Raw genomic sequence first — 16,253 nt, forward strand, 5'->3', positions numbered from 1 at the left:
GTTTCCGCCGCCCTCGCTGTTGGTTCCCCGCCGCCCTTACGGGGCGGGGGCCCCCCTGACCGCCCGGGGGGGGGGGGTTCCCCGCCGCCCCACGGCACACCAATCACAGGAAAGACACGAGGATGAACGAAATCGTTCCGGTCGTCGAGATGACCGGCATAGCTATTGGATTCCCAGGGGTTAAGGCGCTCGACGGCGTCGACTTCCGGCTCTTCCAGGGTGAGGTCCACGCCCTGATGGGCGAGAACGGTGCCGGCAAGTCAACGCTGATCAAGGCCCTGACCGGCGTGTACACCATCGACGCCGGCGCCATCACGGTGCTGGGCGAGCCGAAGCGGTTCTCATCCCCCGGGGAGTCCCAGGCGGCAGGCATCAGCACGGTCTACCAGGAAGTCAACCTCTGCCCCAACCTCACCGTTGAGGAAAACGTCCTGCTGGGCCGCGAGCCGCGCCGACGCGGATCCATCGACTGGAAGGGCGTGCGGACCAGGACGCGCGAGGTGCTGGCCGAGCTGCAGCTGGACCACATCGATCCTGGCTCGCTGCTGTCCACGCACTCCATCGCGGTCCAGCAGCTGATCGCCATCGCCCGCTCGGTGGAGATCAACGCCAAGGTCCTGATCCTGGACGAACCGACCTCAAGCCTGGACGCTGACGAGGTCAGCCAGCTCTTCCGCGTCATCAGGGACCTCCGCGACCGGGGCGTTGCCATCCTGTTCGTGTCCCACTTCCTGGAACAGGTCTACGAGATCTCCGACCGCATGACGGTCCTGCGCAACGGCAAGCTCGTGGGCGAGTACCTGACCCGGGACCTCTCCCGGATGAGCCTCATCTCCAAGATGATCGGCAAGGACATGGAAGCCCTCGCCGAACTGGACCAGGCCCACGCCCGTACGCCCGCCAGGACCGGCGCCGGCGTGACCCCGTTCATCGAAGCCAAAGGGCTCGGCAGGAAGGGGTCGGTGTCCAACGTGGACCTGGCCATCCATCCCGGCGAGGTCGTCGGCCTGGCGGGCCTCCTCGGCGCCGGCCGGACCGAAATTGCCCGGCTCTTCTTCGGCGCCGACAAGGCCGACGAAGGCTCCATCAAAATCAAGGGCGCGGGCCAGAAAATCCGCTCCCCGCGCACCGCCATCGACAAGCGGATCGGATTCTGCTCGGAGGACCGTAAGGAGGAGGGCCTCATTGGCGACCTCACCGTCCGCGACAACTTGGTCCTGGCCATGCAGGCCAGCAAGGGCTGGGCACGCCGCATCCCCCGCAAGGTCCAGGACGAGCTCGTGGCCGAGTACATCAAGGCCCTCGACATCCGCCCGGCCAACCCCGACGCGCTCATCCGGAACCTCAGCGGCGGCAACCAGCAAAAGGTGCTCCTGGCCCGCTGGCTGGTCACCCGTCCCGAACTCCTGATTCTTGACGAGCCCACCCGCGGGATCGACATCGGAGCCAAGACCCAGATCCAGAAACTCGTCAGCCAGCTCGCGGCAGACGGCATGTCCATCCTCTTCATTTCCTCCGAGCTCGAGGAAGTCCTGCGCGTGAGCGACCGCATCGCCGTCATCAAGGACAGGGCGATGGTCGCCGAACTCAACAACGACGGCGTCTCCGTGGAAGACGTCATGACGGTCATCGCCGGAGGTAACCAGTGAAATCCCTTCTGAAACACCGCCTTGCGTGGCCGGTGATCGCCCTGGCAGCGCTGCTGCTGCTCAACCAGATCTTCCGGCCAGACTTCCTGGGCCTGCGGATGCAGGACGGCCACCTCTACGGCAGCCTCATCGACATCATGCGCAACGGCGCCCCCACCATCCTCATCGCACTCGGCATGACCCTCGTCATCGCCACCCGCGGCATCGACCTCTCGGTCGGCGCAGTGGTGGCGATCGCCGGCGCCGCCTCGTGCGCCTACATCGCCGCGTCCCCCGACCCCGGGTCCCCGGTGACGGCGGCCATGGCGGTACTTATCGCCGTCGTCGCCGGCCTTGCCCTGGGCGTCTGGAACGGCTTCCTGGTCTCCACCATCGGCGTGCAGCCGATCATCGCCACCCTGGTGCTCATGACGGCCGGCCGCGGCATCGCCCAGCTCATCACCGGCGGCCAGATCATCTCGGTGTCCAATGACCACTACAAATCCATCGGCGCCGGCTACCTGTTCACCCTGCCGATCTCCATCCTGATCACCGCCGCCGTCTTCGTCCTGGCCGCCGTCCTCACCCGCCGCACCGCGCTGGGAACGCTGATCGAGGCGGTGGGCATCAACCCCGTCGCCAGCCGCCTGGCCGGACTCCGGTCGCGGAACATAATCTGGATCGTCTACGTCTTCAGCGCCGTTTGCGCCGCGATTGCCGGCCTGATGATCAGCTCGAACGTCACGGCGGCCGACGCCAACAACGCCGGGCTGTACATCGAAATGGACGCCATCCTGGCCGTGGTCATCGGCGGCACCTCACTGGCAGGGGGCCGGTACACCCTGGTGGGAACCGTCGTCGGGGCCTTCATCATCCAGACACTGACCACCACCGTCTACACCCTGGGGATCCCGCCGGAGGTGACCCTGGTGTTCAAGGCGCTCGTGGTCATCACCGTTTGCCTCCTGCAGGCGCCCAAGGCACGGAACCTGCTCAGCAGCCTCAAGGCAGCACCCAAGCCCGCCGCAAAAGAAGCCGCAAAGGAAAAGGTGGCCGTCTAATGTCCCCGCTGTCCACGCTCACGCCCCTGCCCCTCAAGAAGCCGTCGCCGGCGCGCGGCCGCCTGCGCGGCGGTGCCCGCTACGCGCCGACCCTGGCCACGGTGGGCCTGTTCATCGCCATGTTCGCCGTGGGCGCCGGGATGTACCCGAGCTTCCTCTCCGGCCAGGTCTTCCTGAACCTCTTCATCGACAACACCTTCCTCATCGTCCTCGCCGTCGGGATGACGTTCGTGATCCTCACCGGCGGGATCGACCTGTCCGTCGGGGCCGTCGTCGCACTGTCCATGATGGTGAGCGCCACGCTCCTGCAACAGGGCTGGAACGCAGGGGCCGTCATCGTCCTGGTGCTCATCATCGGCGGCGGGCTCGGGCTGCTGATGGGCCTGATCATCCAGTACTTCGACATTCAGCCGTTCATCGTGACCCTGGCCGGCATGTTCCTGGCCCGCGGCCTCTGCTACGTCATCAGCCTCGACTCGATCCCCGTCACCGAGGGGTTCTTCACCGGCATGGCACAGGCGCAGATCCCGCTCCCCGGCGACCTCTTCGTCTCCCCCGGCGTCATCCTGGCCCTCGCCATCGTGGCCATCGCCTTCTTCATCCTGCACCACACCCGCTTCGGCCGGACCGTCTACGCCATCGGCGGCAACGAACACTCCGCCATGCTGATGGGCCTGCCCGTTAAGCGCACCAAGATCCTGGTCTACTCCCTCAGCGGCCTCTGCTCCGCCGTCGCCGGCATCCTGTTCTCCTTCTACAGCCTCTCCGGCTACAGCCTCGCAGCCCAGGGCATGGAACTGGACGCCATCGCGGCGGTGGTCATCGGCGGCACCCTGCTGACCGGCGGCACCGGCTACGTCCTGGGATCCGTCGTCGGCGTGCTGGTGCTCGGTATCGTCCAGACCTTCATCGCCTACGACGGCACCCTCAGCTCCTGGTGGACCAAGATCGTCATCGGCGGCCTGCTGCTCGTCTTCATCCTGCTCCAGCGGCTCTTCGCCCGGAAAACAAGCTGACTTTTACCCGTCCCGCACTTCCCGCACGTCACCTCACGCACGTCTCCCGCACGTCTCCCGCACGTCGAAAGGACTTTTCAGCATGAATGATTCCCTCAACCGCCGGTTCTCCCGCCGGTCCTTCCTTGGCACCGGAACCGCCGCAGCCGCAGCCTTCGCCGTCGCGGGCGCCGGAGGCGGGGCCCTGGTGGCGGCGCCCGCCGCTGCCGCCGCCGTCGGTCCTGCTCCGCTGATCAACCCGGTGGTGCCGCAGCGGGCGGACCCGTGGCTGATGAAGCACACGGACGGCAAGTACTACTTCACCGGTTCCGTGCCCGAGTACAACCGCATCATCGTGCGCTCCTCCCCCACCATCTCCGGGTTGGGTACTGCCTCGGAAGCTGTGGTCTGGACGCGGCCCGCCTCCGGAACCATGGGTGGCCACATCTGGGCACCGGAACTGCACCACTTCGACGGCCAGTGGCACATCTACTTCGCCGCGGGCGACAGCAGCGACGTCTTCCGGGTGCGGATCTACGTGATTTCCACCGACGACGCCGATCCCGCCACCGCCGTCTGGGGACCGCCAGCCCGGGTCTACACGCATGCCGACACTTTTTCCCTTGATGCGACCACGTTCGAGCACCAGGGCACGCGCTACTTGCTGTGGGCGCAGAGCGACACGGGCGTGAACTCCAGCCTGTACATCGCTTCCATGTCGTCACCGTCCACGCTCTCCAGCACGCCGGTCCGCATTGCCGTTCCGACCCTGGACTGGGAGACCAGGGGCTACAAGGTGAACGAAGGCGCCGCAGTGATCAAGCGGAACGGCCGCATCTTTGTGACCTTCTCCGCCAGTGCCACCGACGCCAACTACTGCATGGGTCTGCTCACCGCAGACGCAGCTGCCGACCTGCTCAATGCGGCCTCGTGGACCAAAACGCCGACCCCTGTCTTCACCACCAACGAGGGCTCGAAGCAGTACGGGCCCGGCCACAATTCGTTCACCGTTGACGAGGCCGGCAACGACGTGCTCGTCTACCACGCACGCTCCTACCGCAGCATCACCGGCGACCCGCTCTACGACCCCAACCGGCACGCCCGGGTCCAGCGGCTGTACTGGAACGCGGACGGTACGCCGAACTTCGGCGTACCGGTGGGCGACGGCGAACTGCCGGTCCGCCTGGAGCCCGCCTCGGGCCCGGGCAGCTTCCTTGCGCACGACGGCGTCACCGTCACCGCCGCCGCCTCCCCCGCACTGGGGTCATCCCAGTTCCGCATCGCGCCCGGCTACGCCAAGAAGAACTCAGTGATCATCGAGCCCGTCCTGGCCAAGGGCCGCTATCTCCGGTTGCAGGGGTCAGCGGTGACAATAGCGGCCACGGAGGGGTCGTCGTCGGCCTTCCTCAGTCGGGGCGGCCTTTCGGACACCGCTGGAACGTCCTTCGAATCAGTCGATATCCCGGGTTCCTACCTCGTGCTTCGGCAGGGCGCCCTGGCGGTGGCCAAGGTGGGCAAGGACGAGCGGCCGGCCGCCACGTTCTTCCTGCGTTCCTAGTCCTTCATGGCATTTGGACAGGGCCGGCGGTTTCTCCGCCGGCCCTGTTTGTTTTGAGGCTTGGCAGGCTGGGCGCCCACGTTGGTGGCGGGGCGTCCGATCGGGCCCTATTCGAAAGGGTAGTTAGAACCGTCAGAAAACGGCGTTACCCCTGCCCGTTGGTTTCGGAATCATGGATATCACGCAGAAAGCACCAGCAACATCTGGTTCACGTTCTCATTGAAAGGAAAGACCATGACTCGGGAAGAAGCTTACGCACGGTGCCCCCCGGACTCCTATGTCGAGTTTTACGGCGGCCGGTGGCTCGTCGTTCCGTTCGCACCGGTTGAGCAACCGGAGTTCTTCGTTTGCTCACCGGAGAGCATCGGCGTCTTTAGCGCCACACACGGGTTCGAAATTGCAGGTTTCGAAGGTCAGCGGGCAGCCTGAACGTCCCATCGGGCGCCTGCGGATCAATATATTGCAGCAGTTCCCGACGTGGCTGGCCGGGGCCGGCTAATTTCCGGAAATACACCGGATCAACGGAAATGCAGGGGCAGGGCGCCTTATTGTCCCTAATAAATACCCCTCTGAAAATAACCTCATGAAATTCCTGGCTAGCTCCTGCGGAGCGTCTCCGGCGAGCAAACGAAGAACGCCGGCTGCTCCACCTGGGCGAACGGCACGACGAGCCATCGACCGCCGTAGAACTCGACATACGAGTCCGAGGTGCATCTTGCGAAGGCTTCCTCGCGTGTCATTTCCGTTCCTTTCACAAAGCCTGGCCGTTGAACTGTAAGGGCTGTTCCGCTTCGAGCTTCGCCTCCGCGATGCCAGTCACCTGCATTCCTTCTCATAACAAAAATACGTCGGCTGATTCGTGCAGGCCAGCCATTTGCGGAAATCCCCTTGAGAAATTAGCGGGCGCATTTTGCCATTGCAGTTAACATGTTGGAAATGTGTTGGAAACATGCTCGTAACATGCTGGCACGCCGTTCCGCGCGCCAGCTATTCGCCCACTGTGGTGGCGTGCATCCCTCCGGGACCGGGGTTTTACCGGGCTGCGGTTGAACGGGCCTCAGTTCTCACCCGGCGGGGAGCCAGGACGAACAGGCTCGCCAGCACCATCGCGACGCCGAGCCAGCCCAGCACAGGCAGCCGCTCCCCCACGACAACAACTGCCAACACGGCGGCCACAACGGTTTCCATGAGGGACAGGCCCGTTGCGGTACTCGCCCGGACGCGCGCCAATCCCCAACCGAACAGGACGTAGCCCGCGAACATCGGGACAAGCGCCATATAGGCCCCCACCGTGAAATTGCTCCAGGACTCAAGCAGCGGCCGTCCGGTCACCGCGAGCACCGGCATCAGGAGCACCCCGCCCAGGCCGAACACCGCGCCCATGGAGGCTCGGGACGATACGCCTACGCTGATCAGGCGATGGGCCGCCCACGAGTACAGCGCGTAGGTCAGGCCGGCCACGAGGCCCAGCGCGATTCCCACCGGGACCGCCCAGGATTCGGCAAGGGCGCCCGGCCGCTGCGCACTGTTACCGGCAAAACACAGGAGTCCGGCGCCCGCCACCCCGATCAGCGCGCCGAGCATCCAGCGCCGGGTCAGCTCTTTACTGTCAGCCAGCCGCTCGATGACCGCCGACGCCAGGGGGGCCGAGCCGATCGAGACCACCGTTCCAAGCGCAACGCCGGATAGGTGCATGGAGCTGTAGAACGCAAGAGGGTACACCGCCACCGCGGCCGCCCCGAGCGAGACCAGCAGCCACCGGCACCGAAGGCTGACCCAGTGGCTCGCGATCGGCTGCAACGCGTACAGCGCCTGCAGCAGTCCGCCCACCCCCATGGCCACCGCGCCGATTGCCAGTGGGCTCACGGACGGCGCGAATGTGGCCACAGTTCCGGTGGTGCCCCACAGCGTGGAGGCGGCCACGACAAAAACAGCGCCCAGGAGCGGTCCGTTCAACCGGCCGAACACCGCTTTCACAGCGCCTCGAGCATCCGGGCAGCGATCGCCCGGGCTTCGTGCAGGCAACGGTCTTCGCCTTCAAGGCCGGCCCTGGCCATGGAACCCTCGAGCAGGAACGCCAGATGCCGGGCCACCCCGGCCGCCATCCCGTCGCGCCCTGGCAGCAGTTCCGCCACGTGCGCGAGCAGGAGACCCTCCACTTCTTCCTTGTGTTCCCGCACGGCCTGCCTTCCGGGAGCGCCCGCCGGCAGCTCCGCGGCAGCATTGAGCAGGCCGCACCCCCTGAAACCGTGCTCATAGGCGAAATTCGCATGGTCGATGTAGGCGTCGAACACAGCCAGGACACGGTCCTGCGGAGGAGCCGCCGCCGCAACCCGCTCCCGGTACAGCGCGAGCCATTCCTCATGGCGGGCGGCCAGATAGGCCGCCACCAGGTCCGCCTTGGACGCGAAGTTGTTGTACAGGCTCTTCTTGGCAACCCCTGCCGCCGCGGTGATGGAGTCGATCCCCGTGGCCGCCACGCCGTCGGAATAGAAGAGCCGGGCCGCAGCCTCGAGGAGCGATGCGCGCGCGGGCCGCCTGGTTGTTGACGGGCCTTCAGGTAGAGCCACGACGGTTCCTCCGGTTCAGCTAAGTAGGTAGACCAGTCTACCTACTTAGGGGCCGGGTGCAAATCCTCAGATGAGCACAAAACGCTCCCGTCAGATATCTGCCGCCGTTCCCAATCTGTGTCTTGCTTCACAGCACCGTCAGCGATAATATGGTCCGTAATTGTTAGCGCTAACAGAAATGTTGGAGCAAGCCGGAGTCTCCACTCCGGTGATAGCAGCCTCCGGCGCCGGCCCTGCGGGACGGCCTCGGTACGCCGGACACAAGTGGCCGGCGCCGGCGGAAAGTACATACGCTGTCCGCTCAAGCACCGATTCGTGGTCCTACCGGGCCACGGAAGGAGAATAACGTGAGAATCAAGAAACTCCTGGGCGCCGTCGCCGTCGTCCTGGCTGTTACGGTGGGGGCCACGGGCTGCGGAAGCCGTCCCGGCACCGCGTCCAGCTCCAGCAGCGCCGATGCTGCCGGGGCCCTGGTGGGGATCTCCATGCCGACTCAGACGTCGGAACGCTGGATCGCCGACGGGAAGAACGTCTCAGAGTCCCTGGCCAAGCTTGGCTACAAGACGGACCTGCAGTACGCCAACGACGATATCCCCACGCAGGTGTCGCAGATCGAGAACATGCTGACCAAGGGCGCGAAGTCCCTGATCATCGCGGCGATCGACGGCACCACGCTGACCGATGTCCTGGCCAAGGCCAAGGAGCAGAACGTCAAGGTCATCGCCTATGACCGGCTGATCAACGGCACCCCGAACGTGGATTTCTACACCACCTTTGACAACTATGAGGTGGGTGTCCAGCAGGCCACGTCCCTGCTGACCGGCCTGGGCCTGGTGGACGCGTCCGGCAAGAAGGTCGACGGCAAGGGCCCGTTCAACGTGGAGCTCTTCGCGGGCAGCCCGGACGACAACAACGCCAATTTCTTCTGGACCGGCGCCATGGACACCCTGAAGCCGTACCTGGACGCCGGCACCCTCAAGGTGCCCAGCGGCCAGACCAAGTTTGAGCAGGCCGCCATCCTCCGCTGGCAGGCCGCAACCGCCCAGAAGCGGATGGAAGACATCCTCACCGCCGCCTACGGTTCGGGCAAGAAGCTCGACGGCGTGCTGTCGCCTTACGACGGCCTGTCCATCGGCATCATCTCCGCCCTGACCAGCACCGGCGGCTACTCCAAGGGCGCCCTGCCGGTGGTGACCGGCCAGGACGCGGAAAAGGGCTCAGTGAAGTCCATCGTCGCCGGCGAGCAGTACTCCACGATCTTCAAGGACACCCGCAAGCTCGGCGAGCAGGCCGTGAAGATGGTGGACGCGGTCCTGAAGGGCCAGGAGCCCGAGACCAACGACACCAAGACCTACAACAACAAGGTCAAGGTGGTCCCGGCCTACCTGCTGAAGTCCGTGATCGTCACCAAGGACAACTACAAGCAGGAACTGATCGACTCCGGTTACTACACCGACGCCGACATCAAGTAGCAGTATTGCGGGGGCGCCTGCAGCCGCAGGCACCCCCGCCCCATCCACCCGAACTATCCACCGAACAGATCAGCTCATCGAACAGATCAGCGGGAAAAAACCAATGAACGTACCCATTCTTCAGATGCGCGGGATCACCAAGACCTTCCCCGGCGTCAAGGCCCTCCAGGACGTAACCCTGGATGTGAACCGCGGCGAGGTCCACGCCATCTGCGGCGAAAACGGTGCAGGCAAGTCCACCCTGATGAAGGTGCTCTCCGGCGTGTACGCCCACAACACCTTCGAGGGGGACATCCTCTTCGAGAACGAACCGTGCGACTTCGCGTCCATCAGCGACAGCGAAAAGCGCGGCATCGTGATCATCCACCAGGAACTGGCACTGAGCCCGTACCTGTCCATCGCGGAAAACATCTTCCTGGGCAACGAACTGGCCTCCCGCGGCTGGGTTGACTGGCGCAAAACCAACCTCGAGGCGGCCAAACTGCTCGCCCGCGTTGGCCTGAGCGAAAACCCGGTCACCCCCATCCAGCACATCAGCGTCGGCAAGCAGCAGCTCGTTGAAATCGCCAAGGCACTGTCCAAGGAAGTGAAGCTGCTGATCCTGGACGAGCCCACCGCAGCCCTGAACGACGAGGACTCCGACCATCTGCTGGACCTGATCCTGCACCTGAAGGGCCAGGGCGTCACCAGCATCATCATCAGCCACAAACTCAACGAAATCCGCAAGGTCGCCGACGCCGTCACCATCATCCGCGACGGCAAGTCCATCGAAACCCTGCGCGTGGACCAGGGCGAAATCACGCAGGAGCGCATCATCCGCGGCATGGTGGGCCGCGACCTGGACAGCCTCTACCCCGAGCGAGAACCGCAGATCGGCGAGGAAGTCCTGCGCATCGAGGACTGGACGGTCCAGCACCCGCAGGACCACACCCGCACCGTGGTCCACAACGCCAGCCTCAACGTCCGCAAGGGCGAAGTGGTGGGACTCGCCGGACTTATGGGCGCCGGCCGCACCGAACTGGCCATGAGCGTCTTCGGCCGCACCTACGGCCGCGCCATCTCCGGGAAGGTGTTCAAGCACGGCAAGGAAATCAACACCTCCACCGTCCCCGAGGCCATCCGGCACGGCATCGCCTACGCCACCGAGGACCGCAAGCACTACGGGCTCAACCTCATCGAGGACATCAAGCGCAACATCTCCATGGCAGCCCTGCCCAAGCTCGCCAAACGCGGCTGGGTGGATGCGAACCAGGAAACCACGGTGGCCAACAGCTACCGGAAAAGCATGAACATCAAGGCCCCGTCCGTTGCGGCCATCACCGGGAAACTCTCCGGCGGCAACCAGCAAAAAGTGGTCCTGAGCAAATGGATGTTCTCCGACCCCGACGTGCTGATCCTGGACGAGCCCACGCGCGGCATCGACGTCGGCGCCAAGTTCGAGATCTACACGATCATCGCCGAGCTCGCCGCCCAGGGCAAAGCCGTCATCGTCATCTCCTCCGAACTCCCCGAGCTCCTGGGCATCTGCGACCGGATCTACACCCTGTCCGCAGGCCACGTCACCGGTGAAGTCCCCATCGCCGAGGCCTCCCAGGAGACCCTTATGCACTACATGACCAAAGAGAAGGAATAACGAACATGTCCGCCCTACGAGAATCCCTCGGCTTCCTGGCAAGCCGCCTCCGCCAGGTCGGCATCTTCGTCGCCCTGATCCTGATCGTCCTGCTGTTCCAGGTCCTCACCGACGGAATCCTGCTGGAGCCGCAGAACGTCACCAACCTCGTCGTCCAAAACAGCTACATCCTGATCCTGGCCATCGGCATGGTCATGGTCATCATCGCCGGGCACATCGACCTCTCCGTCGGTTCCATCGCCGGCTTCATCGGCGCCGTCGCCGGCGTCATGATTGTCCACTGGGGCTGGGCCTGGTGGGCGGCCATCCCGGCCTGCCTCCTCGTCGGCGCTCTCGTCGGCGCATGGCAGGGGTACTGGATCGCCTACATCGGCATCCCCGCGTTCATCGTCACCCTGGCCGGCATGCTCATCTTCCGCGGCCTGACCCTGATCACCCTCAAAAACCAGCAGATCACCCCGTTCCCGGACGAGCTCCGCGCCCTCGGCGGCGGGTTCCTGCCGGACATCTCCGGCGGCACCTCCGTGCTCGAATGGCTCACCGTCATCCTCGGCGTCGGCGGCACCGCAGCCCTCCTGTTCCAGTCCATCAAGGAACGCCGCATCCGCCGGAAGTTCAACCTCGAGAACGAACCCATGGCCTGGTTCGCCACTAAAACCGCGTTCATCGCCCTGCTGATGCTCGTCATCACGTTCCTCCTCGCCAGCTACCGCGGCACCCCGATCGTGCTGATCGTCCTGGCGGGCCTGGTCATCGCCTACTCCGCGCTGATGAACAACAGCATCTTTGGCCGCCACACCTACGCCATCGGCGGGAACCTGCACGCCGCCGAACTCTCCGGCATCAAGACCAAGGCGGTCACGTTCCGGCTCTTCGTGAACATGGGCGTCCTCGCCGCCCTGGCCGGCCTGATCTTCACGGCCCGCCTGAACTCCGCCCAGCCCGCCGGCGGCACCGGCTTCGAGCTCGACTCCATCGCCGCCGCCTTCATCGGCGGAGCAGCGGTCCAGGGCGGCATCGGCACCGTGGCCGGAGCCATGATCGGCGGCCTCATCATGGGCGTGCTCAACAACGGCATGTCCATCCTCGGCCTCGGCACCGACTACCAGCAGCTCATCAAGGGCCTGGTACTCCTGCTCGCCGTCGGGTTCGACATCTTCAACAAAAACCGCGCCGGCGGCGGATCCTCCATCGCCAAGCGCTTCAGGCTCAAGACCACCCCGCCCGCCACCGAAACCAACACACCGGCACAGACCGCCGCACCGGAATCAGCCAAAACACCGGCCGAATCTGCCACACCCGTGGCAGCCGGCAGCCGCGACTCAGGCACCGCCTGAAAAACTGCCTGGCCAACGGCCTGGCCACCCGGCCCCAGCCAGCAACCCAGCCAGCAGAAAGGACACGCCATGACCGAGCTCCTCGATTCCATCGACATCCACGTAACGAACCGGCACGCCCTCGACGAGCATCTCGAGGCCGCCGTGAAGGACCTCCAGGAACTGGCAATGCTCACGGGCACGCACGGCATCCTGGTCACGCGCCACCGGCCCGGAAACTACACGGCCGCGCTTTCGGACCAGGTCCCGTTCGGCATGACGCGTGAAGTGATTCGCTGACGCTGCCTGCTACTGAGCGCAATGCAGCTGAGCCCCTCCCCCGGGTTTCACACCCGGGGGAGGGGCTCAGCGTTTAAGGCCCCCTGGTTACGGAACCCTGGGCGTGGTGAACGGCAGGACGAGCCGGGACGGGTGCGCGGCATCGCGGTAGATCTTGTGCGTGACGGGCCGGCCCACCGGCAGGTGGAAGGCATCCGGCGGGAGCAGCGAGTTGTGTTCGTCGGCCAGCGGCTCGGCGTTGGACAGCTCCACCGTCAGCACGTGGCCCGGCCTGAACGTGTTCGCAAACGGGTAGAGCCGCAGCACGTACTCCTCGATCTGCCCCGGTTCCACCTGCACGGAACGCGTATGGGGGTGGAACGGGTTGCCTTCGGTGGTCCGCCCGTCGAGCTCGCGGTGCGAGGCCTTCAGGTAGCCACTGGTGATCAGCTGCCGCCTGCCGTTGGGGGCGTAGTCCCACAGGCGCAGGATGAAGTTGGTGTCCGGCTGGTCGATCTCGGCGAAGATGTGCGCGGCCCCGGTGCCGATCATCTCCGTGTCCTGCTCGAAGGGAGGCGTGGACCAGCTGATGATCTCCACCTTGTCCGTCACCGTCAGCGGCGCCTGGTAAAAGCCGTCCGGGGCGGCGTGCTCCGCGCCCATCAGCTCGGGCTCAGCCGACAGCTTGTGGCGCGGGCGCAGGTACAGGTTCCGGTACTCGAACTCCTTCGGCGGCCACCGGTCCGCGGTCACCAGCTCGCGGGAACTCTCCACGAAGACGCTCACGGCGGGCTCGTCCATGACGCCGTTGTCGATGCCCTTGATCCAGTAGTCGTACCAGCGGAACATCTTGTCGTGTTCCTCGATGAAGGGCCGGGACTGCATGGGCGGGTAGGGGCCGATGTCCAGTTTCTTGGGGCCCTTCAGCTCATTGAACAGCTCGATGGTGCCGTCCATGGTCCAGCCGCGGCCCTGGTCGATCTGCAGCCACACCGGGATGTCGATGTTCGGGGCGAGCGTGATGGGGTTGCGCTCCTCGTACCAGTCGCCGTCGAGCTCGTTCATCACGATGTCGAACCAGGCCTCGTGGTTCTTCGGGTAGTTCAGGACGTGGACCAGGTTGGGCCAGGCGGCAACGTCCGGGTCCTGCAGGCGCTCGTCGACGAGCTTCTTCAGCTCCTCCGGGGAGTGCTTTTCGATCATCCGGGATTTGACGCCGTCGGTGAACGCCCAGCCCGAGTCGCCGCCGCGGCCCTCGCGGGCGGCGCGCGGCATGAACCACATGATGCCGCCATGGTAGGTGGTCTCGTAGAAGTCGTAGTGGCCGCCGGAGACGAAGATCGCCTTCAGGTGCGGCGGGCGCTCGGCCGCGGCCAGCACCTGCATGGAGCCGAAGTAGGAGATGCCCACCATGCCCACGTTGCCGTCGCACCACGGCTGTTCGGCAACCCATTCGATGAAGTCGTACGCGTCCTGGCCCAGCGAAACGCCGCCGGCGTTGTAGTTGCCGATGTGCTCGCCGCCGGAGTGGCCGGAGCCGCGCAGGTCACCGATGACGTGGACGTAGTCCTCCTTGACGATCCGGGCGATGTCACCGGCCTCGATGCAGCCGTCCCACATCGGGCTGGGGCGGCGCTGCGGCGGGGTGGTGAGCGCCAGCGCCTGCAGTTCCTTGCCGTAAGGGCTCAGCGCAACGAGTGCCGGGCGCGGCTTGTCGTCGGGGCCCTGGTAGGCGTCCGCGGCAAGCTCGACCCCGTCGCGCATGGGGACGCGCAGGTCCTTGCGGACGGCGATTTTCTCCCCGCCGGCGGTCAGCAACTGGAAGTCATCCATGAGTGACTGTCTCCTCATCCTTGGTCGTAGCGTTGAAAAGCGTTCGGTAGCCATGCAGCGTGGTGAAGAAGGGGGACGGCTCCAGGCCGGGGTCTCCTGCGTAGCCAAGCTCCCCGGCAACCGGGGCGAAGGGCGAATACGCCGACTCCGTCTCCTGCAGGCCGGCTTCCAGGCAGCGGCAAGCGGCGCTGCTGACCCGGGTCTCGACGTCGATACTCTCCTGAAGCGCCCGTCCCGCCTGGGCGGCGTCGAGTTCGACGCCGAACGGCTCACCATCCGCACCACGGTACGGATGCCCGAGATACAGGTGCCGCGGACGGACCTCGTCCCGCAGGTACTCAAGACTCGCGCGGTAGCCCTGCGGATCCACGAATCCCGGGAAACCGTTCGCCGCGCCGTGCACCTGCACGGCGTCGCCGACGAACACATCGTCCTGGCCGTCGATGACGTAGGCGACCGACCCGGCGGTGTGGCCCGGGATGGAGTGGACGGAAACGGTGACGCCGCCGCCCAGCGAAATGGTTTCGCCGCCCTTCACGAGCAGGGCCGGTTCCATCTCGCCCGAGATGACCGCGTCCGCAGCGGCGGCCAGCTTCGCGCCGCCGTCGGGCTCCTTCAGATACTGCCCCCGGCCGGTGAGGTATTCGTCCACGTGGGCGCGGCGTGAGCGCAGCAGCGGTGCGTCGGCTTCATGGATCACCACCTGCGCGCGCCGGCCGGTGAGCTCCCAGAGTGCATGGGCGCCGCCGATGTGATCAATATGTCCGTGGGTCAGCAGGATCCAGCGAACATCCTCGATCCGCCGGCCGATCGCCTCCAGCGCCGGCACCATTCCTTCGGCGGGCGAGGACGCGATTCCCGTGTCCACGATCGCGGGTTCGGGGGCGTCGATGTAGAAGCTGTAGAGGCCGAACCGTCCCCACGGCGAAACGATGGGCTGGACGGCGACTGGCTTGGTCATTGCGCTGTGCCCCCGTCGAGCCCGGCCTTGGCGTTCAGGAATTCGCCTGTCTCCTCGAATGCCCGGTAGAACTCCGGGATCCATGAGAAGTTCTGGACGAAGCCGTGGTTGGACCCCTTGTACCGGCTGACGGTTGCGTCTACGCCGGCCTCTTTGAGGCGGCAGCCGTACAATTCGCCTTCGTCGCGGAGGGGGTCGTGCTCGGCGGTGATGACGAGGGCAGGCGGCAGGCCGGCGAGGTCCTTGCGCTTGATGGGCGAGACGAGGGGGTCTGCCGGGTCCGCGCCGCCGTCGAGGTAGAAGGCATTAAAAGGTGCCAGGCCCGCCGTCTCCAGCCCGTAGCCTTCAGCGTTCTCCCGCAGCGAGGCGTAGCGGTCCGCATCGAAATCCAGGTCCAGTGACGGGTAAAACAGGACTTGGTGGGTGATCCGGCTGAACCCGTCGTCCTGCGCTTTCGCGGCGACGGCGGCCACGAAGTTGCCGCCCGAGCTGTCGCCTGCGATCGCGAGGTCGGCACCGTCCCAGCCCAGGTTTTCGCCCTGTTCGGCGGCCCAGCGGACCACGGCATAGCAGTCGTCGAGACCCGCCGGGAAGGCGGCCTCGGGAGCCAGCCGGTAGCCGACGGAGATGACTTTGTGGCCGGTCTCCCTGGCCAGTGCCCGCGCCACGTGATCATGGGTGTCCAGGCTGCCCAGGAAGAAGGCGCCGCCGTGGAAGTACACCAGCAGGCCGTGCGTCTCCGCGCCGGTCGGGGTGTAGATCCGCACCGGAATCTCGCCGGTGGGCGTCACCGCAGTAACGTCGACGACGGCGTGAAGCGGCTGCCGCTGTTCGGCCGGGGGAACCTGGGCTGCTTCGCCCGCACGCATGGCCTCGGGGTCCAGTGGAGAACCGTCGGGCGCCGGCAGGGTAGCCAGGATTTTGGCGATTTCGGGATGGATGGTCAT

The 16,253-nt window shown here is 65.6% G+C and carries 15 protein-coding genes; 9 read left to right on the forward strand and 6 right to left on the reverse strand.

The window, feature by feature from the left end; all coding sequences use genetic code 11:
* Positions 1-122: 122 nt before the first annotated feature.
* From ACFRAU_RS01660 to ACFRAU_RS01680, 5 genes are all read left to right on the forward strand, one after another.
* On the forward strand, positions 123-1,649 hold the full coding sequence (locus ACFRAU_RS01660; RefSeq protein ID WP_377998517.1) for a sugar ABC transporter ATP-binding protein: 1,527 nt from the start codon (positions 123-125) through the stop codon (positions 1,647-1,649).
* Entirely contained in the window at positions 1,646-2,689 is a 1,044-nt protein-coding gene (locus tag ACFRAU_RS01665; protein ID WP_377998518.1) for an ABC transporter permease, read from the forward strand. The genes ACFRAU_RS01660 and ACFRAU_RS01665 overlap by 4 nt, the downstream gene beginning before the upstream one ends.
* A complete protein-coding gene (gene yjfF, locus ACFRAU_RS01670) occupies positions 2,689-3,705 on the forward strand; it encodes a galactofuranose ABC transporter, permease protein YjfF (RefSeq protein WP_377998519.1) in 1,017 nt (338 codons plus the stop codon). The genes ACFRAU_RS01665 and yjfF overlap by 1 nt, the downstream gene beginning before the upstream one ends.
* 82 nt (positions 3,706-3,787) lie before the next feature.
* Positions 3,788-5,242, forward strand: a complete 1,455-nt coding sequence (locus ACFRAU_RS01675; protein ID WP_377998520.1) for a family 43 glycosylhydrolase — start codon at positions 3,788-3,790, stop codon at positions 5,240-5,242.
* 234 nt (positions 5,243-5,476) lie between these two features.
* Complete coding sequence (locus ACFRAU_RS01680; protein ID WP_377998521.1) at positions 5,477-5,671, forward strand: hypothetical protein; 195 nt, start codon at positions 5,477-5,479, stop codon at positions 5,669-5,671.
* A gap of 167 nt (positions 5,672-5,838) precedes the next feature.
* Here the strand turns inward: ACFRAU_RS01680 and ACFRAU_RS01685 are convergent, their stop codons facing one another.
* The 3 genes from ACFRAU_RS01685 to ACFRAU_RS01695 all read right to left on the reverse strand — a co-directional run bounded on the left by ACFRAU_RS01685 (position 5,839) and on the right by ACFRAU_RS01695 (position 7,812).
* On the reverse strand, positions 5,839-5,982 hold the full coding sequence (locus tag ACFRAU_RS01685) for a hypothetical protein (protein ID WP_377995909.1): 144 nt from the start codon (positions 5,980-5,982) through the stop codon (positions 5,839-5,841).
* A gap of 292 nt (positions 5,983-6,274) precedes the next feature.
* Positions 6,275-7,198: a DMT family transporter gene (locus ACFRAU_RS01690; RefSeq protein WP_377998522.1), complete on the reverse strand. Its 924-nt coding sequence runs from the start codon at positions 7,196-7,198 to the stop codon at positions 6,275-6,277.
* Between the two features lie 17 nt (positions 7,199-7,215).
* Positions 7,216-7,812 carry a TetR/AcrR family transcriptional regulator gene (locus ACFRAU_RS01695; RefSeq protein ID WP_377998523.1) on the reverse strand — a complete coding sequence of 199 codons (597 nt, stop codon included), beginning with the start codon at positions 7,810-7,812 and terminating at the stop codon, positions 7,216-7,218.
* A 347-nt stretch (positions 7,813-8,159) separates the two neighbouring features.
* Between ACFRAU_RS01695 and chvE the strand changes: the two genes are divergently transcribed.
* The 4 genes from chvE (at position 8,160) to ACFRAU_RS01715 (ending at position 12,533) form a co-directional block, all read left to right on the forward strand.
* The gene (gene chvE / locus ACFRAU_RS01700) at positions 8,160-9,284 is read left to right on the forward strand and encodes a multiple monosaccharide ABC transporter substrate-binding protein (RefSeq protein ID WP_377995912.1); all 1,125 of its coding nucleotides are present in this window, start codon (positions 8,160-8,162) and stop codon (positions 9,282-9,284) included.
* A gap of 103 nt (positions 9,285-9,387) precedes the next feature.
* Positions 9,388-10,917, forward strand: a complete 1,530-nt coding sequence (gene mmsA / locus ACFRAU_RS01705) for a multiple monosaccharide ABC transporter ATP-binding protein (protein ID WP_377998524.1) — start codon at positions 9,388-9,390, stop codon at positions 10,915-10,917.
* 5 nt (positions 10,918-10,922) lie between these two features.
* The gene (mmsB, locus tag ACFRAU_RS01710; RefSeq protein WP_377995914.1) at positions 10,923-12,254 is read left to right on the forward strand and encodes a multiple monosaccharide ABC transporter permease; all 1,332 of its coding nucleotides are present in this window, start codon (positions 10,923-10,925) and stop codon (positions 12,252-12,254) included.
* Positions 12,255-12,323: 69 nt separating this feature from the next.
* Positions 12,324-12,533: a hypothetical protein gene (locus ACFRAU_RS01715; protein ID WP_377995915.1), complete on the forward strand. Its 210-nt coding sequence runs from the start codon at positions 12,324-12,326 to the stop codon at positions 12,531-12,533.
* A gap of 87 nt (positions 12,534-12,620) precedes the next feature.
* On the opposite strand, the gene ACFRAU_RS01720 is transcribed toward ACFRAU_RS01715, so the two are convergent.
* The 3 genes from ACFRAU_RS01720 to ACFRAU_RS01730 are packed head-to-tail and all read right to left on the reverse strand — an operon-like array spanning position 12,621 to position 16,253.
* Positions 12,621-14,345 carry a CocE/NonD family hydrolase gene (locus ACFRAU_RS01720; protein ID WP_377998525.1) on the reverse strand — a complete coding sequence of 575 codons (1,725 nt, stop codon included), beginning with the start codon at positions 14,343-14,345 and terminating at the stop codon, positions 12,621-12,623.
* Complete coding sequence (locus ACFRAU_RS01725) at positions 14,338-15,306, reverse strand: MBL fold metallo-hydrolase (protein ID WP_377998526.1); 969 nt, start codon at positions 15,304-15,306, stop codon at positions 14,338-14,340. The genes ACFRAU_RS01720 and ACFRAU_RS01725 overlap by 8 nt, the downstream gene beginning before the upstream one ends.
* On the reverse strand, positions 15,303-16,253 hold the full coding sequence (locus ACFRAU_RS01730; protein ID WP_377998527.1) for an alpha/beta hydrolase: 951 nt from the start codon (positions 16,251-16,253) through the stop codon (positions 15,303-15,305). Before ACFRAU_RS01730 ends, ACFRAU_RS01725 begins: the two co-directional genes overlap by 4 nt.

The organism is Arthrobacter sp. NPDC056691, assembly GCF_042791415.1.
Classification (GTDB): domain Bacteria; phylum Actinomycetota; class Actinomycetes; order Actinomycetales; family Micrococcaceae; genus Arthrobacter.

Bases quoted from the DNA above. Each gene is read 5' to 3' on its own strand.
- ACFRAU_RS01675 (WP_377998520.1), top strand. From the start codon at position 3,788: ATGAATGATTCCCTCAACCGCCGGTTCTCCCGCCGGTCCTTCCTTGGC.
- ACFRAU_RS01725 (WP_377998526.1), bottom strand. From the start codon at position 15,306: ATGACCAAGCCAGTCGCCGTCCAGCCCATCGTTTCGCCGTGGGGACGG.
- mmsA (WP_377998524.1), top strand. From the start codon at position 9,388: ATGAACGTACCCATTCTTCAGATGCGCGGGATCACCAAGACCTTCCCC.
- mmsB (WP_377995914.1), top strand. From the start codon at position 10,923: ATGTCCGCCCTACGAGAATCCCTCGGCTTCCTGGCAAGCCGCCTCCGC.
- ACFRAU_RS01730 (WP_377998527.1), bottom strand. From the start codon at position 16,253: ATGACCATCCATCCCGAAATCGCCAAAATCCTGGCTACCCTGCCGGCG.
- ACFRAU_RS01720 (WP_377998525.1), bottom strand. From the start codon at position 14,345: ATGGATGACTTCCAGTTGCTGACCGCCGGCGGGGAGAAAATCGCCGTC.
- ACFRAU_RS01685 (WP_377995909.1), bottom strand. From the start codon at position 5,982: ATGACACGCGAGGAAGCCTTCGCAAGATGCACCTCGGACTCGTATGTC.
- ACFRAU_RS01660 (WP_377998517.1), top strand. From the start codon at position 123: ATGAACGAAATCGTTCCGGTCGTCGAGATGACCGGCATAGCTATTGGA.
- yjfF (WP_377998519.1), top strand. From the start codon at position 2,689: ATGTCCCCGCTGTCCACGCTCACGCCCCTGCCCCTCAAGAAGCCGTCG.
- ACFRAU_RS01680 (WP_377998521.1), top strand. From the start codon at position 5,477: ATGACTCGGGAAGAAGCTTACGCACGGTGCCCCCCGGACTCCTATGTC.
- ACFRAU_RS01715 (WP_377995915.1), top strand. From the start codon at position 12,324: ATGACCGAGCTCCTCGATTCCATCGACATCCACGTAACGAACCGGCAC.